The sequence below is a fragment of the Gordonia alkanivorans NBRC 16433 genome (assembly GCF_000225505.1).
Taxonomy (GTDB): domain Bacteria; phylum Actinomycetota; class Actinomycetes; order Mycobacteriales; family Mycobacteriaceae; genus Gordonia; species Gordonia alkanivorans.
The window spans coordinates 1-20,383 of the sequence record NZ_BACI01000086.1 but is presented as its reverse complement, the minus strand read 5'-3'; the positions used below and the strand labels follow the sequence as shown (position 1 = coordinate 20,383).

Below are 20,383 nucleotides of genomic sequence, written 5' to 3'. Positions count from 1 at the left end.
TCGCGACCACCAGTCATCTTCGAGAAGGAACCGTCATGACCATCTCCCATCCCGCTTCTGGCGTCCGCCGCACCACTGCTCCCGCTGCCGGCATCGTCTCCCGGGGCGTCGAACTCGACGTCGACGAGTTCGGGCCCAGCTTCGGTGCCGAGATCCGCGGTCTCGACGTCGCCACCGCGTCGGACGACGAGGTGCGGGCCGTCCGTCAGGCGCTGATCGACTACAAGGTCATCGTGCTGCGGAATCAGCAGCTCGACGACGCGTCGCACATCGAGTTCGGAAATCGGCTGGGCGACCTCACCTTCGGGCATCCGGTGTGGGACAGCGGGGACGTGCCGGACGAGGTCTATGAACTCGACAGTGCCGACAACGGATTCGCCGATGTGTGGCACACCGACGTGACGTTCATGCCGCGTCCGCCGATGGGTTCGATCCTGCGCCCGGTCGTGTTGCCGCGCAACGGCGGTGACACCAACTGGGCCGACGCCGAACTCGCGTATCAGTCGCTGTCCGAGCCGATCCGACGCCTCGTCGACGGGCTGACCGCTGTGCACGACGGCAGCCGCGAGTTCGGCTACTACCTCAAGCAGCGTCGCAACGGACGCGGAAACAACTGGGACGGCAGGGAAGTCACCGAACTCGTGCCGGTCAGCCATCCGGTGGTGCGGGTGCATCCCGAAACCGGCCGCAAGTCGCTGTTCGTCAACCCGGGCTTCACCTCGCACATCGAGGGAGTGTCGGAGGCCGAGAGCCGCGGCATCCTCGACCTGCTCTACGCGCACATCACCAAGCCCGAGCACATCGTCCGGCACCGCTGGCGCCTCGGCGACCTGGTGCTGTGGGACAACCGCAACACCCTGCACTACGCCAACCGCGACTATGGCGACAACCGCCGGGTCATGCACCGCATCACGCTGCGCGGTGACGCGCCGGTCGGGCCTGCCTGAGCCGACACGACCCGAGATCCGTATGACGTTGTGCCCGGTAGCCGGGCGCAACGTCATACGGATCTTCTTCAGCCGTGTATTCAACCAAGTGGTTGACAAAGCGCGCGGCCAGGCGTATCGTCGTATTCAACCAAACGGTTTAGGAGGGTGCGGAATGGCCGACGAGCTGTCCAAGGTGTTCGCCGCACTCGCGGACCCCACCCGACGCGACATGGTCGCGCGACTGGCGGTGTCCGACGCGACGGTCTCCCAGCTCGCGGAGCCGTACGACGTCAGCATCCAGGCGGTCTCCAAGCATCTGAAGGTGCTCGAGGACGCCGGTCTGGTGTCCCGAACCCGGGAGGCCCAGACACGTCCGGTCCATCTGGAAGCAGAGGTGTTCGACCTCATGACCAAGTGGATCGAGCGATACCGGCAGCGGGCGGAGGAGCGTTACCAGCGCCTCGACGCACTGCTCGCGGAGATGAACGACGGCCCCGAGGCGGAACGTCCCCGAGTCGAGAACGACAACACCACAAGGAGAGGAAAGGCATCATGAGCACCACCGCAACCCGTTATCCCGAAGCCGCCATCGAGGCCGACAGGGAAGTCCCGGCCATCCGGATCACCCGAGACTTCCGTGGCACGCCCGCCCAACTCATGAAAGCGCACACCGATCCCGAACTGTTCGTCCGCTGGAACGGTCCGGACTCTGTCGCCAACCGCATCGTCGAATGGGACGTCCGCGACGGCGGCAGCTGGCACTACATCTCCACGCATGAGGGGCAGGAGCATGGATTCCGCGGCTGCTTCCACACCGTGGGCGAGGACAAGATCGTGCAGACCTTCACCTGGCTGGGAATGCCCGACCAGGTGTCGCTGGAGACACTCTGGTTCGAGGACCTGGGTGACGGAACGACGCGCCTGCACGCCGAATCCCTATGCAACAGCTTCGAAGCACGCGACGGCTGGTTGTCGTCGGGCATGGAGGTCGGCGTCAACGAGGGGTACGCCGGCATCGACAAGCTGCTCGCATCCGGGGAGCTGTAGGCCGATGAGCCTCACCGAACTCGACCCCGCCGCCCGGCATCGGGAGGTCGCGGCCGGATTCGCCGACGCGATCGCCGTCGTCGCCGACTGGGACGCCCCCACACCGGTCGACGGGTGGGCCGCACGTGATGTCGTCGCCCACCTCGTCGACTGGTTCACCGGATTCCTCGACGCCGGCGGCGTGCGGTTGCCGGGTGGGCCCGGAGTTGCGGACGATCCTGCGAGAGCGTGGTCGGCGCATGCGGCAGCCGTGCAGGACCTGCTCGACGGCCCGTCGGCGCAGGAGACCTTCACCCATCCGATGGCGGGGGAGCACCGCCTCGCCGACGCGGTCGACCGGTTCTACACCGCGGACGTGTACATGCACTCCTGGGATCTCGCCCGGTCGCAGGGCGTCACCCCGGGCCTCGATCCCGACTACGCCAGGGTGTTGCTCGAGGGGATGATCCCCATCGACGAGCTGCTGCGGAGCTCGGGACAGTACGGGCCCGCGGTCGAGGTGCCGGCCGACGCCGACGCCGTCAGCCGCCTGATGGGCTTTGTCGGCCGCGACCCGGCCTGGTCGCCGGGTACTGCCTGAACCCCTACGGCACGCACGCACATCACAACTCGGAGTAGCGTGGATCACGTGCCAGAGGACAATTTCACCACCCATGGTTCTCAGTCGACCGAAACCCGCCACCCGTCACCCCGCACCCTGGGTGAACTGCGTGCCAGCGGCCACGTGCAGCGCAGCGTGCGCGACGAGATCCGCAACAACCTGCTGACCGCCCTCCGCGAGGGCCGCGACCCCTGGCCGGGGATCGTCGGCTTCGAGGCCACCGTCATCCCGCAGCTCGAACGCGCACTCATCGCCGGCCACGACGTCGTGATGCTCGGCGAGCGCGGCCAGGGCAAGACCCGCATCCTGCGCACCCTCGTCGGACTCCTCGACGAGTGGACGCCGGTGATCGCCGGATCGGAACTGGGGGAGCACCCGTACGAGCCGATCACCCCGGCGTCGATCCGCAAGGCCGCCAACCTGCTCGACGATCTGCCCATCGAGTGGCGTCACCGTTCGCAGCGGTACAGCGAGAAGCTGGCCACCCCCGACACATCGGTGGCCGACCTCGTCGGCGACATCGATCCGATGAAGGTGGCCGAGGGGCGCAGCCTCGGCGATCCGGAAACCATCCACTTCGGACTCATCCCGCGCGCGCATCGCGGCATCGTCGCGATCAACGAGCTCCCGGATCTCGCCGAGCGCATTCAGGTGTCGATGCTCAACGTCATGGAGGAGCGTGACATCCAGGTCCGCGGTTACACGCTGCGGCTGCCGCTCGACGTGCTCGTGATGGCGAGCGCGAACCCGGAGGACTACACCAACCGCGGTCGCATCATCACCCCGCTGAAGGACCGCTTCGGCGCCGAGATCCGCACGCACTACCCGCTCGAACTCGACGACGAGGTTGCCGTCATCGAGCAGGAGGCCGACCTCACCGCGAGTGTCCCGACCTTCATCACCGAGATCCTGGCACGCTTCACCCGCTACGCCCGCGACCATCCGTCCATCGACCAGCGGTCGGGCGTCTCCGCACGCTTCTCGATCGCCGCCGCCGAAACCGTTGCCGCCGCGGCACTTCACCGCGCCGCGGTCACCGGTGAGGACCAGGCGGTCGCGCGGGTCGTCGATCTCGAGTCGGTGGTCGAGGTGTTGCGCGGCAAGATCGAGTTCGAGTCCGGCGAGGAGGGACGCGAGCTGGAGATCCTCGAGCACCTCATGCGCAAGTCCGTCGCCGACACCGTGCGGGCACATCTCGGCGGGATCGACCTGGCAGCGCTCGTCGAGGCGCTGGAAAACGGTGAACCGGTCGTGACCGGCGACCGTGTCCGGGCCGGCGACTTCCTGGACTCGATCCCGTCGCCGGAGACCACCGGCGCCGTGCTCGACGCGATCGCGGAGCGTCTCGACGCAGACATCGAGGGCGAGCGGGCGAGTGCCGTCGAACTGGCACTCGAGGGTCTGTTCCTGGCGCGTCGGATCGGCAAGGAAGCCGACGAGGCCGGCCAGACCATCTACGGCTGAGGGAGAACACATTGGCGCGCAAGAGCTTCCATCGTTCGCGCTACCAGCGGTACACCGGCGGTCCCGATCCGCTCGCCCCGCCGGTGGATCTGCGTGAGGCGCTGGAGACGATCGGCGACGACGTCATGGCCGGTGCGTCGCCGCAGCGTGCCCTCCGGGAGTTGCTGCGTCGTGGCACCCCGAACATGCGCGGCCTCGACAAGCTCCGGGAACAGGTCAACCGGCGTCGGCAGGAACTGCTGAAGAAGCGCAACCTCGACGGCACGTTCGCCGAGATCCGCGAACTGCTCGACCGCGCCGTCCTCGAAGAGCGCAAGCAACTCGCCCGCGACCTCGACGACGACGCGCGCTTCGCGGAGATGCAGATCGGCAGCCTGCCGCCGTCGACCGCGCAGGCCGTCGAAGAGCTGTCGGAGTACAACTGGCGCAGCCCGCAGGCCCGCGAGGACTACGAGAAGATCAAAGACCTCCTCGGCCGCGAGCTGTTGGACCAGCGGTTCGCCGGCATGAAGGAGGCCCTCGAAGGTGCCACCGAGGCCGACCGGCAACGGGTCTCGGACATGCTCAAAGACCTCAACGAGTTGCTCGAGGCGCACAACCGTGGCGAGGACACCTCGGACAAGTTCGACGAGTTCATGGACTCCCACGGTGACTTCTTCCCGGAGAACCCGCGCAACACCGAGGAACTCATCGACTCACTGGCGCAACGCGCCGCGGCCGCCCAGCAGTTCTACAACTCGCTGACCCCGGAGCAGCGGGCCGAACTGGATCAGCTGGCGCAGCAGGCCTTCGGTTCGCCGGACCTGATGAGTCAACTCGCGCAGATGGATTCGCAATTGCGTGCGGCGCGACCGGGGCTCGACTGGGACGACGCGCAGTCGTTCTCGGGTGACCAGCCGATGGGACTCGGGGAGGGCGCCGCGGCGCTCCGCGACATCTCGGAACTCGAAGCGTTGTCCGAGCAGTTGTCCCAGCAGTACGCCGGGGCCCAGATGGACGACATCGACCTCGATGCACTTGCCCGCCAACTCGGCGACGAGGCGGCCGTCGACGCCCGGATGCTCGCCGAGCTCGAGAAAGCGTTGTCGGAGCAGGGGTTCTTCGATCGCACGGCCGACGGTCAGCTCCGGTTGAGTCCCAAAGCGATGCGTCAGCTCGGGCAGTCGATCTTCCGCGACATCGCCGAGCAACTGTCCGGGCGTCGTGGCGACCGCCAGACCCGGCAGACCGGGCTCCTCGGCGAACCCACCGGGGCCAGCCGCGAATGGGAGTTCGGCGACACCGACCCGTGGGACGTCACCCGCACGGTGTCGAATGCGGTGTTGCGCACCGTCTCCGAGACCACCGAACCGTCGCTGGCGACGTCGGAGATGGCGCGCTCAGGTGTGCGGATCGATGTGCGCGACGTCGAGGTGGCCGAGACGGAGAGCCGCACCCAGGCGGCGGTCGTACTCCTCGTCGACACGTCGTTCTCCATGGAGATGGAGGGTCGCTGGACGCCGATGAAACGCACTGCGATCGCGTTGAACCACCTGATCTCCACCCGGTTCCGCAGCGACGAACTCCATCTCATCGCCTTCGGTCGCTACGCGCGGTCCATCGACATCGCCGAACTGACCGGACTGCAACCGCGCATGGAGCAGGGCACCAACCTGCACCACGCGCTGCTGCTCGCACAGCGACACCTGCGTCGCTTCCCGAACGCACAGCCGGTGGTCTTGGTGGTCACCGACGGCGAACCCACCGCCCACCTCGACCCCAGCGGCGAACCGTTCTTCTTCTATCCGCCGCACCCGCAGACGATCGCATTGACGGTGCGCGAACTCGACCATGTGGCCCGGCTCGGCGCACAGGTCACCTTCTTCCGTCTCGGTGAGGACCCCGGCCTGGCCCACTTCATGGATCAGATCGCCCGCCGGATCGGTGGTCGCGTGGTCGCCCCCGATGTCGACGGCCTCGGTGCCGCGGTGGTCGGTGACTACCTGAAGTCGCGGAAGGGTCGTCGACGCGGCTGAAGAGTCGAGCGCCGGATCAGACGGTGCGCGGCTTCCGTCCGGCGATGGCCCACAACACGATTCCGATCAACAGCAGGACTGCGCCGAAGCCGCCGCCGAAGACGGCGAGGAGAACTCCGCCTACGCCGCTGAAGATCCCGCCGAGGTCGATGGATGCGACCACCACGCGGTCGCTGCAGGTGAAGGAGTATGTCCCGGACTCCTTCACCCCGAAGGACTCGAAGGACCTCACCTGGGTGCCGTCGTAGGTGAACTCGGTGGTCACCCCCGATTCGCGCTCCAGGGCCGCGGGACCGGTGATCTCGCAGGAGGGGTCGCCGGCCGACGACTCCGGGGTGAAGAGCGCGAAGGTGTCTCCGGCGGCGTAGTTCTGCTCGCCGGTCGGGTCGACGACGAAGGCCTGTTCCGCCTGGTCGACCACCTGGCTGATCCCGCCGACGGCGAGTGCGATGCCGATCGCCAGCGAGGCCACGAGGACGACGATGCCGACGGCGGTGAGGATCTTGCCCCAGAGCCGCATTCCGCTGCGGTCCTTGGGCGGTGTGGGCGGTGGATAGCCGCCGGGCGCGCCGTATGGGCCCGACTGATAGGGGTTGCCAGGGCCGTACTGGCCGGGATCGTAGGGCTGGCCCATGGGTCGCCTCCAGGGGGTAGGGGTGAATGGATTATGCCCCTCCGCGCGTCGGTCGGTGGGCTGATCGTCGGGGTCGACTCAGGGTGGAAATCAGGGTGGTCGGACTGCGGAGTGGCCACTAGGGTTTCCAGATGTGACCTCCTCCGGCGATCTGCCCGTACCCGACGATCGACGGGCGCGTCTGCGTGCCGCCGACGCCGATCGGGAACTGGTACACGAAATCCTGTCCGCAGCCATGGCCCACGGCAGCCTCTCGCTCGTCGAGTACGAGGAGCGTGCGGGAAAAGCGGTGAGGGCCAAGACTTTCGGTGACCTGGACGAGTTGACCGACGACCTCCCGGTCGCGCAGCTCGGCGTGGCGATGCCGGCGGCGACGATGTCACCCGGCCCGCGGGTGACCGGCGGGAGCTCCGACGCCGCGGTGCGACATCGACTGGCGATCATGTCCGGCAGCGAGCTGTCGGGGACGGCGGTGGTCGCCGACGCCCTCACCGCCACCGCGATCATGGGCGGTGTCGAGATCGACCTGCGCGAGGTCGAGTTCACCGCACCCGTTCTCACTGTCGAGTGCGTCGTGATCATGGGTGGCGTCGAGATCAAGGTGCCCGAGGGGGTGACCGTCGAGGTCGGCGGACTGGGGATCATGGGCGGTTTCGGCGGCAAGTCGCAGAAGTCGCCGCGCCCGGGCGCACCTGTCGTGCGCGTGACCGGGTTCGCACTGATGGGCGGCGTCGAGGTGAAGGTCGTTCCGCGCGAGCACCCGGACGAGTGACGGTGCCCGGCCGGCGCGCCGCCGGGCTCAGGCCAGCAGCAGTGCGATGACGGCGATCGTCGGGATCGAGGCGAGCGTGGTGATCAGAGCGGTGTCCCGGGCGATGATCTGTCCCCGCCGGTAGCGGGTGGCGTAGACGAGGACGTTCTGGGCCGTGGGAAGCGCGGCGATCACGACCTGGGCGAACAGCGCCTGACCGGTCTGACCGAACCCCCAGCGCGCGATCACGTACACGGTCAGCGGCATCGCGACCATCTTCAACACCGCGGCGAGCGCGATGTCGCGGCGCGGACTCTCGCCCTTCTTGAACACCTGGACGCCGGTGAGCGACATACCGAAGGCCAGCAGCGCCGCCGGCACCGACGCGTCGCCGAGCATCTTCAGCGGCGACATCACGGCCGCCGGTGGCATCAGCCCGAGCACCGACACGATCAGTCCGGCGATCCCGCCGACGACGATCGGGTTGGTCATCGGAGCGATCAGGGAATTGCGGACGAGGGAACGGCCGGCAGTGGGCTCGAGGGCGGTGAGGTCGAGTGTCACCAATGCGATCGGCGACAGGATGAGGATCTGGAACATCAGCAGCGGCGCGATGAACGACGCGTCGTCGAGGACGAAGATCGCGATCGGCAGGCCGAGGTTGACGCTGTTCACATACGACGCCGCGAGCGACCCGATGACGAGTTCTGGCACGGGGCGTCGTAGCCACAGTTTGGCGATGACGAGATAGACGCCCGCCATGAGAAACGCGCTGCCGCCGGCGATGACCAGCGTCGAGGAGAAGATCACCGACAGGTCCGAGGTGACCAGCGAATGGAACAGCAGCGCCGGGGTGAAGACGAAGAACACCAAGCGGGACAGGACTTCATGTGCGTGATCGCCGATCACATGCGTCCGCCCGAGGAGATAGCCGACCCCGACTACTATGAAGATCACCGTGAAGCCGGAGATGACGCCAGACACCGCTCGAGTCTATTCATTAGGGTGATGAACGGATTTATCGGATCGAACGAGGGGGTTACGGGTGTCATATCCACCAGGACAGGGATCGGGCCAGGGCCAGGACGACTGGGGGACGGTGCCGAGCTCCGGTTCCTCGGGAGGACCGCAGTCCGGGGGATCGGGTCCGAACCTCAGCAAGGGTGATCAGGGGCAGAGCTCCCCGGACTATGCGCCGACCGAGTTCGCGCAGACCTACCAGCCGGGACCCTCATCTGATCCCCAGGGGCAGAATCCTTACGGACAGAACCCCTATGGTCAGAACCCGTATGAGCAGAACCCGTACGGCCAGCCCCAGGGGCAGGACCCGTACAACCCGAATCCGTACGGTCAGCCGCCGGGCGCGAACTACGGCCAGTACGGCGATCCGTACCAGGCCGGCCAGGCACCCGCTTACGGGTCGGCCGCCTACGGCACCCAGAATCCTTATGGCGCTGCGCCTTACGGCGGGTACGGCTACGGGGCTCCGCAGACGTCCACCAACGGCAAGGCGATCGGCGCGCTGATCTGCGGCATCGTCGCTCTGGTGATGCTCGCCGCCTGCTTCCCGCTGGCGTTGCCGCTCGGCATTGCCGGCGTCGTCCTCGGGTTCATGGCTCGACGCGAGGTCGAGCAGTCGGCAGGTAACCAGACCGGCACGGGCATGGGTCTGGCCGGGATCATCACCGGCGGGTTGGGAATCCTGGGTGCGGTCATCGCCACCGTGCTGATCATCATCCTGATCGCAGCCGGCAACTCGATGGACTCGGTCTACTACTACTGAACGAATTTCGGGCCGATCTGAGCCTGCGATCGTCGACTTCTGGCCAGTTCGAGGCTCTTTCTCACTACTCTGTGACCTGCGCAGGCATGGCGCCGCGCACGAACGATCCTCGCGCCGCGACGACGCACGGCTTGTGAAAGGCATCTGATGTCGAACCCGACCGGAGGCGGGGATCCACAGGATCCGTCCTCCACACCCCAGTCCCAGTCGGATCAGGTGCCGCCGGGTTCGGCACCCGATCCGAACCAGTCTCCGTACGAGCCGACGCAGAAGGTGTCGCGGGCGGAACTCCTCGGTCAGGCCGACGACGACACCGGTTCGGGGGAGACCACCGAGCCGGTGCAGTCGACCCCGGGCACGACCACGCCGTTGACCTCCACCCCGGGCGCCGGTCCGGAGGGCACCGAGGTCGCGCAGTCGCACAGCCCGGCCGACGGTGTCACCCGCGTCATCAGTACCGCGGGGGCACCGGGCCAGACGCCTCCGCCCGTGCCTCCGGCTCCGCCCGCGTCCAACTCGCCGCAGGCCCCGCCCGGCCCGGCGCCGTCGGGGTACGACTCGACGCGCGTCATCTCGACGCGGCCGCCGGGTGGGCCTGTCGGGCCCGGTGGTGGACCTGCCGGACCAGGTGGCCCCCCGCAGCCGGGGTACGGCCCACCGCCGGGATATGCCCAGCAGGGTCACGGACAACCCGGCCCGCCGCCCGGGTACGGCGGGCCTGGTCCGTCGGGGTATGGGCAGCCGGGCTTCGGACAGCCGGGGCAGCCGGCACCCGGACCGCAGGGCCGGCCTGGATACGGTCCGCCGCCGGGTTACCAGTCGTACGGGCAGCAATCACACGCCCAGCAGGCACACGGGCAGTCGCCGGCGGGCGACCAGCACGCCGTCGACAATTTCCACGGTGAGAGTCAGGCCGACGAGACCCCGAAGACCAACACCCTCGCGGTGGCGGCGCTGGTCGCCTCACTGCTCGGTCTGGTGTGCATCGGCATCGGCGGCCTGATCGGACTCGTACTCGGCCTGGTGGCGCGCAAGCAGATCGCGGCGTCGGGCGGCAAGCAGACCGGCGACGGACTCGCGCTGACGGCCATCATCATCGGCCTGTTCATCATCGTCGTCTGGGTGGCGTACTGGCTGGTGGTGCTGCTCACCGGCGTCGAAAGTCCCTGGTCATACTTCTGACGCGGACCTGCGAGCTGTTGGCGTCGACCACCATTTTGGAGCTGGGCGGTCTCGCCAGGTAGTCTGGTCGGGTTGTGTGCCGCGCCCGCGGGGGCCGATTGGCGCACTGACTCGGGTCGATCGGTGACGCTCTGCGTTGCCAGCGGCCACGCAGACCACAGTAGGAGAAGGGCTCAACCATGGCTGTACCGAAGCGCCGGATGTCGCGGGCGAACACCCGTAGCCGTCGTTCGCAGTGGAAGGCGGAAAACCCGGCACTGCAGGAAGAAAAGGTCAACGGCGTCCCCGTGCGGATTCCGCGTCGACTCGTGAAGGCCGCTCGCGCGGGCATCATCGATCTGGATCGTCGCTAGCCTTTCCGGTTGCCGCCTCGGCACCGCGAATTTCACATGGACGGCCGTCCCCGTTTACCGGGGGCGGCCATTCGTGTGTGTGGTCCGGCCGCCCTGGTCGTCCCCGTCGTGACAGGAGTGGAAGGTGCTTCTCGACATCTTGAACTTCGCGGGTGTCGCGGTGTTCGCGGCCTCGGGTGCGATGGTCGGTGTCCGCAAGGACTTCGACATGTGGGGCATCGTGACCGTCGGGGTGCTCACCGGCGCCGGAGGCGGCGTTCTGCGGGACGTGCTGCTCGGCATCACCCCACCCTCGTCGATCGAGAACTTCGGCAATGTGCTGACCGGCACGATCGCCAGCCTGCTCGTCTTCGCCTTTCATCCCGCCTTCACCAAGCTCCGCCGGTCGATCCTCGTCCTCGACGCCTTCGGCATGGGTCTGTTCGCCGCGACCGGGGCGTCGATCGCCGTCGAAGTGGGTGCCAGTGCGTTCGCCGCCACCGCAGTCGGGCTGCTGACCGCGGTCGGCGGAGGCGTCCTACGTGATGTGATCTCCAACGAGATCCCGCTCCTCCTCCAGCCCGCCGACCTCTACGCGGTTCCCGCACTGTTGGGTGCCACGGTGGTCGCCGTCGGGTCGTACCACACTCCGGTCCCGGACTGGGTCTGGCTGATCGTCGGATCGATCCTCGCCACCGGGTTGCGTCTGCTCGGCCTGAAGTTCGGCTGGCGACTCCCGACCGCGCGCCGCTGACCCCGCCCGCAAACCCACCCCTTTTCCGTAAACGCGCCCGATCCGCGACGGGTGGGTTTACGGAATAGGGGTGGGGCTGTCAGCGTCAGGCGAGGGCAGTGCCTTCTTGAGCATCGCGTGGAAACGGGATTTGTCGGCCAGATCCTGCCACGTCCACCGAATGACGGTGTAACCCTCTGCACGCAAACGGTCCTCACGGATCTTCTCGTCGACGACCGTCTTCCACGCGGGCTTGTCGCCGATCGTGCCGTTGTACTTGACCATGCCGTCGAACTCGCCGACGACCCTGTCGGCCAGCAGGAAGTCGACGCGCGCGATCAACGTGCCGCGGTCGTCGAAGAGTTCGACCTGCTGCCGCGGCACAGGTAGGTCGGGTGACTCGAGCATCACTGCGCGACTGAGGGACTCGCCGACACTCTCGGACAGTGCGTTCGCATGCGGCAACATGCGGCGCAACATCTCGACGCCCTTGAACCCTCGACACGAATCGAGGATTCGGTGCATCCGTTCGACGTCGGCGTCACGTCGCAGTGCGGCGTCGAGGACGACGAGCGCCTGGCGGCTGGTTCCGAGTCTGGCGACGTCGCACGCTGTGCGCTCGATGCTCGTCACGGTGGCCCCGTCGACGACCCCGACGTCCTGCGGCTCGACGTCGGCCTGATGCTTGACGATGCTCTTGGTTCGTTTCCCGACCTTCGGCGACGTCACATGAACCTGCGACAGATCCGGCCAGAGCATCGGCAACCTGTGCATGGCAGCGGCGGAGACGTGGCTGAACAGACGGCCCGGGCGTCCCGCGTTCGCGGCGGCGATGACGGTCAGCCGGTGCTTCTCGACGGCGTCGAGATCGTCGACCGTTGCGAAGTCGGCCATCGCACCCGGCCAGAGGCGATAGAGGGCTTTGCCTTCGACCCTGCGCTGCAACTGTTCGTCGGTGATGTGGGTGCCGACGGTTTCTCTGCGAAGGATCAGGCCGTGTCGATCGGTGGGCAGGTCCATACCAATCAGACGCACGAGCGCACGCTGCGGACCCACCCTCCGACAAAGCCACCCCTTTTCCGTAAACGCGCCCAGACCGCGCCGGGTGGGTTTACGGAAAAGGGGTGGGTTTGCAGGGTGGCTACTGCGCGATGAACTTGTTGACGGTTCGGTTCAGGAAGTTCGGGATGAACTTCGCTGCGTTGCCGAGGAAGAGGGTCTGCGCGCCGACGGAGTAGCTGGTGCGGTGCAGGAGCTTGTCCTGGCGGGTGGGGTGCACGGACTCCCAGACCTTGTCGGCGACCTGCTCGGGGGTGATACGGATGCCAAGGGTTTGTTGGACTTGGAGCCGCCGGTGGCCAGGGCGGTCTTGGCCCACAGAGGCCAGATGCTGACGGCGCGGATGTCGTCGTGCTCCCACTCGAGTTCCAGGGCCTCGGTGAATCCGCCGACGAAGAACTTGGTGGCCGAGTAGACGGCGATGCCCGGCTGGCCGTAGATCGCCGACGCCGATGCGATGTTCACCAGGTGTGCACCCGGGGTCTTCTTCAGGTACGGGTAGGCGGCCTGCGCGCCGAGGCGACGCCGAGTGCGTCGATGTCGATCTGGCGCTTGATCTGCTCGGGCGTGATGGCGTCGATCTTGCCCTCGTGCAGGATTCCGGCGTTGTTGTCGAGGACGTCGAGCTTGCCACCGGTGTGGGAGGTGAACTCAGCGAGAGCGTCGGCCCACTGTTCCGGTTCGCGGACGTCGAGGGTGCCGGTGATCCAGTCGGGGTGGTCGGCCTTCACCTTCGCGAGGGCGTCGACATCGACGTCGTATACGCCGACCGTCCAGCCCTCGCGGTCGAAGCGTTCGGCGGTGGCGAGGCCGATCCCGGCCGCCCCGCCGGTGATGAAGATGGATGACATGCGAACCCCCATGGTTGATCGTGACGGCATCGACGGCGCTGACCTGCGACAACCGTTTCAGGCGCCGAACTTACTCGTCAGTATATTCATCGATTCGTTTACTGGGTCACGCCGCGGTGCTATCTTGACAACACACATTGTCATTACATCGATCATTGTCATGGTCGACGACCGGAAGGCGAGTTCGCATGACTGCCGCGATGGAACGAACCGAGAACGTCATCAGCATGCGTGACCAGGGCACCGAGGAGGTTTCCGCACGTCTCCTGGCGTCGGCTGCCCGTCTGTCCCGGAATGCGATGACCGAGATCGACTGGTCCCAGCCGATGGACCCGACGAAGTACGGGTGCAGCCCCGAGTGGTCGTCGCTGTACGGCACCGACTACTGGGACGAACTGACCGAGGAGCAGCGGATCTCGGTCACCCGCCACGAGTTCGCCTCGATCATGAACATCGGGATCTGGTTCGAGATGATCCTGCAGGAAATGGTCATCCGCGATCAGTACCTCGGCGACTACCACGGCTCCGAGTTCCAGTTCGCACTCACCGAGGTCGCCGACGAATGCCGGCACTCGCTGATGTTCGCCAAGGCCTCGGAGAAGATGGTCGGTACCTCCTACCGGCCGTCGAAGAAGGTCGCCCGCCTCGGCAAGATCTTCATGCAGACCGCGAAGAACGAGGTCTCCTACGCCGGAATCCTTGTCGCCGAAGAAGTCCTGGACGTCTTCCAGCGCGGCTGCATGCGCGACGACCGCGTGCTCGACTTCATCCGCACGGTCAACGAGATCCACGTCCTCGAGGAATCGCGCCACATGAAGTTCGCGCGTGAAGAGGTGAGGGACTCGCTGGAGGGCGTGAGCTGGGCACGACGCCAGTTCAGCGCTCTGGCGGTCTCCATCGGCGCGTACTACATCGTCACGAGTCTGGTTCAGCGCAAGGCCTTTGCCGACGCCGGCCTCGACGCCGACCGTGCGGTCCGCGAGATGCGCTCGAACTCGCACTTCCACTCGATGATCCGCTCGAGCTGCGTCCACCTCATGGAGTTCCTCGACGAGGTCGGACTGCTCACCAAGCCCGCCATGCGGTACTACCGGAAAGCGCACATGCTCTGATGTTCGTCATCACCCAATCATGTTGCAGCGACGCGGCATGCGTGTCCGTGTGCCCGGTGAACTGCATCCACCCCACCCCTGAGGAACGCGGCTTCGGCAGCTCCGACATCCTGCACATCGATCCGGAGGCCTGCGTCGACTGCGGCGCCTGCGCCGATGCGTGTCCTGTCGACGCGATCTATCCCGCGGACAAGCTCGGCACGCGCGACAAGGTGTTCATCGACATCAACGCCGACTACTACAAGCGCAACCCCGACGTCCGGTCCGGATGGGTCCCACCGACCGACGACGAGTCGGCGGGCGTCACCTACCCGCACATCCCGAAACTGCCTGCCGGCCTACGGGTTGCGCTGGTCGGGACCGGGCCGTCGGGCGGATACGCGCTGCGGACCCTGCTCGACCGCACCGAGGCGACTGTCACCGTCATCGACAAGCTGCCGACGCCGGGCGGACTGGTCCGCGCGGGTGTGGCACCTGATCATCCCGGCACCAAGGGAGTGCTCCGCGGCTTCGACCTGCTCTACCGCGACCCCCGCGTCACCATGATGACCAATGTGTCGGTCGGCGACGGGCCGGACGAGATCACCCCGGCCGAACTGGCCGAGCATTTCGACGCCGTGTTCTACGCCGTGGGAGCCAGTGAGTCACGGCGCCTGGGTATTCCGGGAGAGGATCTGCCGGGTTCGACGTCGGCGACCGACCTGGTGGCCTGGTACAACGGCGTGCCCGGTGTCGACGAGGGGCCGCCGCTGCGTCGGGGAACCGCCGACGATCCGGCGACGGGCCGCGCGGTCGTCGTCGGCACGGGCAACGTCGCGCTCGACGTCGCACGCATCCTCGTGTCGCCGCCGGAGTTGTTGGCCACCACCGACATCGCCGATCGAGCGCTCGAGATCCTGCGCGAACAGAACGTCCACGAAGTGGTTCTGCTGGGTCGTCGTGACCAGGCCGCAGCTGCCTACACGGCAGCGGAATACCGTGCGCTGTCGGAGATCCCGGGTGTCGAGGTCGAGGTGTTCGACGGGGCCGACGGGCAGGTGCCGTCGCTGAATGCACCCGCCGACCCGTCGCGGCGTCGAATCGTGTTCCTGTTCCACAGCACACCGGAAGAGATCGTCGGCGATCCGCAGGTGCAGGCGGTCACCGTCCGAACCGGCGAGGGCCGGCACCACGTCGCCGCCGACCTCGTCGTGCGCTCCATCGGATACCGCTCGACCCCGATCCCGGGTCTGGCGTTCGACGACGACCGCGGCATCTTTCGGAACGTCGACGGCCGGCTCGTCGACGAGTCGGGCGAGATCGTTCCCGGCGGTTACGTGCTGGGCTGGGCCAAGCGCGGACCCAGCGGCGGGATCGGCGCGAACAAGAAGTGCGCTATCGAGACGGTTGAGGACTTCATCGCCGACGCCGCGTCGGGTCGCTTGCAGCGCACCCAGCACGACACGGGCGAGTTCGCCACTCTGGTGCGCAAACGGGTGCGGACCGTCATCGGCTACCGCGGTATGCGCGCCATCGACCGGCATGAACGCCGACGCGGCGTCGAGCAGGGCCGTCCGCGAGTAAAGTTCACGCAGGTCGCCGAGATGGTCGGTGCCGCGGGGTGGCGGAGGAGCTAGACGCGATGACGCAGGGGGAATCAACCCAGAAGTGGCGGGAGCGTTCGCTGTTCGCCGTGTTCGTGACCGCGCTGGTCACCCAGAACGCCATCGCGATCCCGTATGTGCGGCGCAACGGGCCGGAGTCGGTGAAGGACTTCTTCGTCGGCGACATCATGAAGACCACTCCGGGTCGCTTCGCGATGGTCGATCTTCTCTTCGTCGTGATCGCCTTTCATCTGTGGGCGTTCGGCGAGGCCCGGCGCCTGCGGATCATGCCCTGGTGGTTCGCGTCGGTGATCCTCACGTTCGGTGTCGGAATCGCAACGGCGATCCCGTTCGTCTTCCTCGCCCGCGAACGCGCGCTGAGGCGGTGACCCGACTTCCGGGGCTGCTCTCCGCGTCCCGGATCCGCCGTGAGAACCAGACAACGCTGCCGTAACACCGGGGCAAGTCGCATTTCACGCGGCACGCGGATAGTGGCGGCATGTCGAGTACTCCGCACTTCCTGCAGGGTGTCTTCCCGTTCACCGGATCGGGCCTGACCAAGTCCGGGCCCATCGACCCGGCGCTGACGTTCGTGGTGCCGCCGGGAATGACGGCCCAGCCGTTGTATTTCCGTGGTGGCAACAGCTCCGACGAGCTGATCTGCGTGACGCTGACGCGTGACGGGACACCGATGCGGATGTTCCCGATGGGGGCGCGGGCATCGGTCAACGTGCCGTTGCGGGTGGTCGAGGACGTCGACCCCGACGCGACGCTCGAACTCGTGATCGCGGCCCCCGAGGGCACCAGCGGCGAGGTCGTGGTCGACTTCGGGATGGTCGTCTTCTGATGGCGGACCCCTCGGATCGGCAACGACGACGTCTGGTGGTCGTCGGAAACGGTATGGCCGGTGCGCGCACGGTCGAGGAGATCCTTGCCCGTGGTGGCGGCGACCAGTTCGACGTCACGATGATCGGCGACGAACCGTACGGCAACTACAACCGCATCATGCTCAGTCACGTCCTGGCCGGCGAGGCCACCGTCGACGACGACGATCTGATGCTCAACCCGATGGCCTGGTACCGCGAGCACGGGGTCACTCTCTACGCCGGTGACCGCGCCGAATCCATCGACCGTTTCGCCAAGACCGTGACCTGCGCGTCGGGACGGGCCATCGACTTCGACATCCTCATCATCGCGACCGGTTCCCATACGTTCTTCCCGAACATGGACGGTCTCCGCGAACCCGACGGCAAGCTCGCGCGAGGTGTGTTCGGCTTCCGGACCATCGAGGACACCAACGGCATGCTGCAGATGGCGACCTCGCGCGACCATATGCGGGCCATCGTGATCGGCGGTGGCCTGCTCGGCCTCGAGGCCGCCTACGGCCTGCAGACGCAGGGCGTGGCCGTCGACGTCGTGCACTCGCCCGGACATCTGATGAACCAGCAGCTCGACGAGCGCGGTGGTCGCGTGTTGCGCAACAAGATCGAGTCTCTCGGCGTCGGCGTGCACACCGGCAAACGCACGACGTCGGTCCTGCGCAACGACGACGGGACGGTCGCGGGAGTCGGCTTCACCGACGGGGATTCGCTGCCCGCCGACATGATCGTGGTGACCGCCGGCATCCGGCCGAACGTCGAGATCGCGCGCGGGGCCGGGCTGGTCGTCGAACGGGGGATCGTCGTCGACGATCAGATGCGTTGTGAGGACGAGGCATTCATCTATGCGGTGGGGGAGTGTGCCCAACATCGCAGCGAGGTGTACGGACTCGTTGCGCCGCTGTGGGAGCAGGCAGTGGTCCTCGCCGACGTGCTGACCGGCGCGAATCCTCGAGCCGAGTACCACGGTTCGCGGTTGACCACGAAGCTCAAGGTCGCCGGGGTCGACGTCGCGGCGATGGGCGTCAAGGGTCCGGAGCGCGACGACGACGAGTTCGTCCAGTTCTACGAACCGCGTAGCGGCATCTACAAGAGCGTGGTGGTCCGCGACAACAAGCTGATCGGCGCGATGCTGCTCGGCGACATCTCCAAGGCCAACTTCCTCACCCAGGCCTTCGACGAGAAGGTGCCGTTGCCGGACGAGCGCATCTCGATGCTGTTCGACATGGGGACGCCGAGCGCGGAGACCGGTGCGGCCGAACTCGCCGACGACGTCCAGGTCTGCAACTGCAACGGAGTCACCAAGGGCGACATCATGAGTTGCGTGGCGTCGGGCTGCACGAGCGTCGGCGAGGTGTGCGCGAAGACCCGGGCGGGAAGGGGATGTGGGTCGTGCAAGGGTCTCGTCGCCGACATCGTCGAGTACGCCGCCGGCGATGCACTGACTTCTGACGCCTCGACCGACTGGTACGTTCCGGCGATCCCGCTCACCAAACCCGAACTCATCGACGCGATCCGGCGACAGAACCTGCGGTCGGTCAGCGAGGTCTTCGAAAAGCTGGCCCCAGAAGGGGAGGACGCGACCGCGAAGATGCCGCTGGCCTCGCTGCTGCGGATCATCTGGGGATCGGACTGGAGGCGTGAGCCCGGTGCGTTGTTCGTCAACGACCGTGTGCACGCTAACATCCAGCGCGACGGCACGTTCTCGGTGGTGCCGCAGATGAAGGGCGGGGTGACCTCACCGGAGCAGTTGCGCAAGATCGCCGACGTCGCGGAGAAGTACTCGATCCCGATGATCAAGGCGACCGGCGGCCAGCGACTCGACCTCCTCGGCGTCAAGAAGGAAGACCTCCCCAAGGTGTGGGAGGACCTCGGCATGCCGTCGGGGTACGCCTACGGCAAGTCCTTCCGCACCGTGAAAACCTGCGTCGGAACCGATTACTGCCGTTTCGGTCTCGGCGACTCGACGCAGCTCGGTATCGACATCGAGACCCGTTACCAGGGTTTGGAGTCGCCGGCGAAACTCAAACTCGCCGTGACCGGTTGCCCGCGCAACTGTGCCGAGGCGCTGTGCAAGGATTTCGGCGTGGTCGCGATCGGCGACGGCAAGTGGGAGATCTACGTCGGCGGTGCCGCCGGTGCCCACGTCCGCAAGGGCGACCTGCTCGCGACCGTCGACTCGCCCGACGAGGTGATCCGGTTGTGCGGCATCTTCATCCAGTACTACCGCGAGCAGGGCAAGTGGCTCGAGCGGACGTATGCGTTCGTCCCGCGCATCGGCATCGAAGAGTTGCGCGCGATCATTGTCGCCGACCGTGACGGCTTGGTGGCGGGGCTGCAGGAGCGCATCGACGAGGCGGTCGCCGCGTACGTCGACCCCTGGCTCGATCGGACCGAACCCAAGTCGCCTGCTCAGTTCACCCCTGCTCTGCCTCTGTTGCCGCTCCCTCAGGTGCCGGTCCGATGACCAGCGTCGCCGAACCGGGTGTGGTCGTGGGGTCGGTGGGCGACCTCGAGTTCGGGGAGAGTCGGGCATATGCGGTGCACGGCAGGCAGATCGCGGTGTTCCGCATGACCGACGGCACACTACGCGCCACCGAAGCGGTGTGCCCGCATCGGGGAGGGCCGTTGGCCGACGGTCAGTTCGACGCAGCCAAGATCGTCTGTCCGTTGCACCAGTACGCCTTCACGTTCGCTGATGGTGGGTGTACGTCGGAGGGGATCGGCTCGATTGCCGTGTACCGCGTCGAAGAGCGCGACGGGGACATCATCGTCTGGCTGTAGTCGCTTACGAGCTACCTGATGCGAAAGAAGTGGTGCGATCCTTCGCTGCGTGAGGTGTGAGGAGCGTTGGTGCCTACCGTCTGCTGCCCGAGGTGTGGGGAGCGTTGGTGCCTACCGTCTGCTGCCCGAGGTGTGGGGAGCGGTGGTGCCTACCGTCTGCTGCCTGAGGTGTGAGGAGCGGTAGCGACGAGCCACGAAGGACTGGACCTGATTCCTCAACGTGTGCACCACCACACTGCGTCGTCACTGACGGGGTCGCGGGTCTTTCGCAGCGCTTGGTCGCTTCGCCAGCATCTTCAGGTGATCGATCTCTCCGTCGATCAACGCCTTCTTCTTGGCTCTGGACCAGCCGTGAATCCGCCGCTCGACTCGGTAGGCGTCGGCGAGATCGAGTTCCGCGGACCACGCCAGACGAACCGGTCGTCGTTGGGACGTGTATCCGGTCTGAGTGGTGCTGTGCTCGCGAAGTCGCTTCGCGAGATCGCGGGTGCTGCCCACGTAGTACGAGCCGTCAGAGCACTCGAGGAGGTAGACCCATGCCATGGGGCGATCATGCGGTACCGAACTGTTCCGATCGGCGCGCTGAACGGACGCTGTGGACGGTTGTCGCGACGGTGTTGTCACTGTGCATTCTTGGGTTGCGAG

Annotated in this window: 21 protein-coding genes and 1 pseudogene; 17 read left to right on the top strand and 5 right to left on the bottom strand. The window is 66.7% G+C overall.

The annotated features are described in order from the left end of the window. Positions 1–35: 35 nt before the first annotated feature. The 6 genes from GOALK_RS15030 to GOALK_RS15005 all read left to right on the top strand — a co-directional run bounded on the left by GOALK_RS15030 (position 36) and on the right by GOALK_RS15005 (position 6,056). Positions 36–947 carry a TauD/TfdA dioxygenase family protein gene (locus GOALK_RS15030; RefSeq protein ID WP_006359682.1) on the top strand — a complete coding sequence of 304 codons (912 nt, stop codon included), beginning with the start codon at positions 36–38 and terminating at the stop codon, positions 945–947. A 154-nt stretch (positions 948–1,101) separates the two neighbouring features. Then, entirely contained in the window at positions 1,102–1,485 is a 384-nt protein-coding gene (locus GOALK_RS15025) for an ArsR/SmtB family transcription factor (RefSeq protein ID WP_006359681.1), read from the top strand. Beyond that, on the top strand, positions 1,482–1,976 hold the full coding sequence (locus GOALK_RS15020; RefSeq protein WP_006359680.1) for an SRPBCC domain-containing protein: 495 nt from the start codon (positions 1,482–1,484) through the stop codon (positions 1,974–1,976). The genes GOALK_RS15025 and GOALK_RS15020 overlap by 4 nt, the downstream gene beginning before the upstream one ends. Before the next feature lie 4 nt (positions 1,977–1,980). After that, positions 1,981–2,556 (top strand): maleylpyruvate isomerase N-terminal domain-containing protein, encoded by a 576-nt coding sequence (locus GOALK_RS15015; protein WP_006359679.1) that lies wholly within the window; start codon positions 1,981–1,983, stop codon positions 2,554–2,556. Positions 2,557–2,595: 39 nt separating this feature from the next. Continuing rightward, on the top strand, positions 2,596–4,041 hold the full coding sequence (locus GOALK_RS15010) for a sigma 54-interacting transcriptional regulator (protein ID WP_006359678.1): 1,446 nt from the start codon (positions 2,596–2,598) through the stop codon (positions 4,039–4,041). An 11-nt stretch (positions 4,042–4,052) separates the two neighbouring features. Further along, entirely contained in the window at positions 4,053–6,056 is a 2,004-nt protein-coding gene (locus tag GOALK_RS15005; protein ID WP_006359677.1) for a vWA domain-containing protein, read from the top strand. A 16-nt stretch (positions 6,057–6,072) separates the two neighbouring features. On the opposite strand, the gene GOALK_RS15000 is transcribed toward GOALK_RS15005, so the two are convergent. Then, entirely contained in the window at positions 6,073–6,690 is a 618-nt protein-coding gene (locus GOALK_RS15000) for a hypothetical protein (protein ID WP_006359676.1), read from the bottom strand. A 133-nt stretch (positions 6,691–6,823) separates the two neighbouring features. Between GOALK_RS15000 and GOALK_RS14995 the strand changes: the two genes are divergently transcribed. Beyond that, positions 6,824–7,462 (top strand): DUF1707 SHOCT-like domain-containing protein, encoded by a 639-nt coding sequence (locus GOALK_RS14995; RefSeq protein ID WP_006359675.1) that lies wholly within the window; start codon positions 6,824–6,826, stop codon positions 7,460–7,462. A 27-nt stretch (positions 7,463–7,489) separates the two neighbouring features. Here the strand turns inward: GOALK_RS14995 and GOALK_RS14990 are convergent, their stop codons facing one another. Then, positions 7,490–8,425, bottom strand: coding sequence for an AEC family transporter (locus GOALK_RS14990; protein ID WP_006359674.1), 936 nt, complete (start codon positions 8,423–8,425; stop codon positions 7,490–7,492). 61 nt (positions 8,426–8,486) lie between these two features. Between GOALK_RS14990 and GOALK_RS14985 the strand changes: the two genes are divergently transcribed. From GOALK_RS14985 to GOALK_RS14970, 4 genes are all read left to right on the top strand, one after another. After that, on the top strand, positions 8,487–9,224 hold the full coding sequence (locus GOALK_RS14985; protein WP_035755621.1) for a DUF4190 domain-containing protein: 738 nt from the start codon (positions 8,487–8,489) through the stop codon (positions 9,222–9,224). A gap of 147 nt (positions 9,225–9,371) precedes the next feature. After that, positions 9,372–10,406, top strand: coding sequence for a DUF4190 domain-containing protein (locus GOALK_RS24280; protein ID WP_006359672.1), 1,035 nt, complete (start codon positions 9,372–9,374; stop codon positions 10,404–10,406). Between the two features lie 179 nt (positions 10,407–10,585). Beyond that, positions 10,586–10,759: a 50S ribosomal protein L32 gene (rpmF, locus tag GOALK_RS14975; protein WP_005193867.1), complete on the top strand. Its 174-nt coding sequence runs from the start codon at positions 10,586–10,588 to the stop codon at positions 10,757–10,759. 124 nt (positions 10,760–10,883) lie between these two features. Continuing rightward, positions 10,884–11,492, top strand: a complete 609-nt coding sequence (locus GOALK_RS14970; protein ID WP_040004240.1) for a trimeric intracellular cation channel family protein — start codon at positions 10,884–10,886, stop codon at positions 11,490–11,492. Positions 11,493–11,549: 57 nt separating this feature from the next. Here GOALK_RS14970 and GOALK_RS14965 read toward each other — a convergent pair whose 3' ends face one another. Beyond that, positions 11,550–12,491, bottom strand: coding sequence for a type IV toxin-antitoxin system AbiEi family antitoxin (locus tag GOALK_RS14965; protein WP_040004239.1), 942 nt, complete (start codon positions 12,489–12,491; stop codon positions 11,550–11,552). Between the two features lie 121 nt (positions 12,492–12,612). Beyond that, positions 12,613–13,381 (bottom strand): annotated as a pseudogene (locus tag GOALK_RS14960) (SDR family oxidoreductase). Between the two features lie 188 nt (positions 13,382–13,569). On the opposite strand from GOALK_RS14960, the gene GOALK_RS14955 reads away from it, so the two are divergent. The 6 genes from GOALK_RS14955 (at position 13,570) to GOALK_RS14930 (ending at position 19,738) form a co-directional block, all read left to right on the top strand. Beyond that, positions 13,570–14,493: an AurF N-oxygenase family protein gene (locus GOALK_RS14955; RefSeq protein ID WP_005193878.1), complete on the top strand. Its 924-nt coding sequence runs from the start codon at positions 13,570–13,572 to the stop codon at positions 14,491–14,493. Beyond that, on the top strand, positions 14,493–16,109 hold the full coding sequence (locus GOALK_RS14950) for an FAD-dependent oxidoreductase (RefSeq protein WP_006359666.1): 1,617 nt from the start codon (positions 14,493–14,495) through the stop codon (positions 16,107–16,109). The genes GOALK_RS14955 and GOALK_RS14950 overlap by 1 nt, the downstream gene beginning before the upstream one ends. Positions 16,110–16,114: 5 nt before the next feature. Then, entirely contained in the window at positions 16,115–16,465 is a 351-nt protein-coding gene (locus GOALK_RS14945; RefSeq protein ID WP_040004238.1) for a DUF2834 domain-containing protein, read from the top strand. Positions 16,466–16,575: 110 nt separating this feature from the next. Beyond that, positions 16,576–16,923, top strand: coding sequence for a hypothetical protein (locus GOALK_RS14940; RefSeq protein WP_006359664.1), 348 nt, complete (start codon positions 16,576–16,578; stop codon positions 16,921–16,923). Next, positions 16,923–19,421, top strand: coding sequence for a nitrite reductase large subunit NirB (gene nirB / locus GOALK_RS14935; RefSeq protein WP_040004237.1), 2,499 nt, complete (start codon positions 16,923–16,925; stop codon positions 19,419–19,421). Before GOALK_RS14940 ends, nirB begins: the two co-directional genes overlap by 1 nt. Then, complete coding sequence (locus GOALK_RS14930; RefSeq protein WP_006359662.1) at positions 19,418–19,738, top strand: Rieske (2Fe-2S) protein; 321 nt, start codon at positions 19,418–19,420, stop codon at positions 19,736–19,738. The genes nirB and GOALK_RS14930 overlap by 4 nt, the downstream gene beginning before the upstream one ends. Positions 19,739–19,981: 243 nt before the next feature. Here the strand turns inward: GOALK_RS14930 and GOALK_RS14925 are convergent, their stop codons facing one another. Further along, positions 19,982–20,281 (bottom strand): GIY-YIG nuclease family protein, encoded by a 300-nt coding sequence (locus GOALK_RS14925; RefSeq protein ID WP_006359661.1) that lies wholly within the window; start codon positions 20,279–20,281, stop codon positions 19,982–19,984. Positions 20,282–20,383: the final 102 nt, after the last annotated feature.

Bases quoted from the DNA above. Each gene is read 5' to 3' on its own strand.
- GOALK_RS15030 (WP_006359682.1), top strand. From the start codon at position 36: ATGACCATCTCCCATCCCGCTTCTGGCGTCCGCCGCACCACTGCTCCC.
- GOALK_RS15025 (WP_006359681.1), top strand. From the start codon at position 1,102: ATGGCCGACGAGCTGTCCAAGGTGTTCGCCGCACTCGCGGACCCCACC.
- GOALK_RS15020 (WP_006359680.1), top strand. From the start codon at position 1,482: ATGAGCACCACCGCAACCCGTTATCCCGAAGCCGCCATCGAGGCCGAC.
- GOALK_RS15015 (WP_006359679.1), top strand. From the start codon at position 1,981: ATGAGCCTCACCGAACTCGACCCCGCCGCCCGGCATCGGGAGGTCGCG.
- GOALK_RS15000 (WP_006359676.1), bottom strand. From the start codon at position 6,690: ATGGGCCAGCCCTACGATCCCGGCCAGTACGGCCCTGGCAACCCCTAT.
- GOALK_RS24280 (WP_006359672.1), top strand. From the start codon at position 9,372: ATGTCGAACCCGACCGGAGGCGGGGATCCACAGGATCCGTCCTCCACA.
- rpmF (WP_005193867.1), top strand. From the start codon at position 10,586: ATGGCTGTACCGAAGCGCCGGATGTCGCGGGCGAACACCCGTAGCCGT.
- GOALK_RS14965 (WP_040004239.1), bottom strand. From the start codon at position 12,491: ATGGACCTGCCCACCGATCGACACGGCCTGATCCTTCGCAGAGAAACC.
- GOALK_RS14955 (WP_005193878.1), top strand. From the start codon at position 13,570: ATGACTGCCGCGATGGAACGAACCGAGAACGTCATCAGCATGCGTGAC.
- GOALK_RS14950 (WP_006359666.1), top strand. From the start codon at position 14,493: ATGTTCGTCATCACCCAATCATGTTGCAGCGACGCGGCATGCGTGTCC.
- GOALK_RS14945 (WP_040004238.1), top strand. From the start codon at position 16,115: ATGACGCAGGGGGAATCAACCCAGAAGTGGCGGGAGCGTTCGCTGTTC.
- GOALK_RS14940 (WP_006359664.1), top strand. From the start codon at position 16,576: ATGTCGAGTACTCCGCACTTCCTGCAGGGTGTCTTCCCGTTCACCGGA.
- nirB (WP_040004237.1), top strand. From the start codon at position 16,923: ATGGCGGACCCCTCGGATCGGCAACGACGACGTCTGGTGGTCGTCGGA.
- GOALK_RS14930 (WP_006359662.1), top strand. From the start codon at position 19,418: ATGACCAGCGTCGCCGAACCGGGTGTGGTCGTGGGGTCGGTGGGCGAC.
- GOALK_RS14925 (WP_006359661.1), bottom strand. From the start codon at position 20,281: ATGGCATGGGTCTACCTCCTCGAGTGCTCTGACGGCTCGTACTACGTG.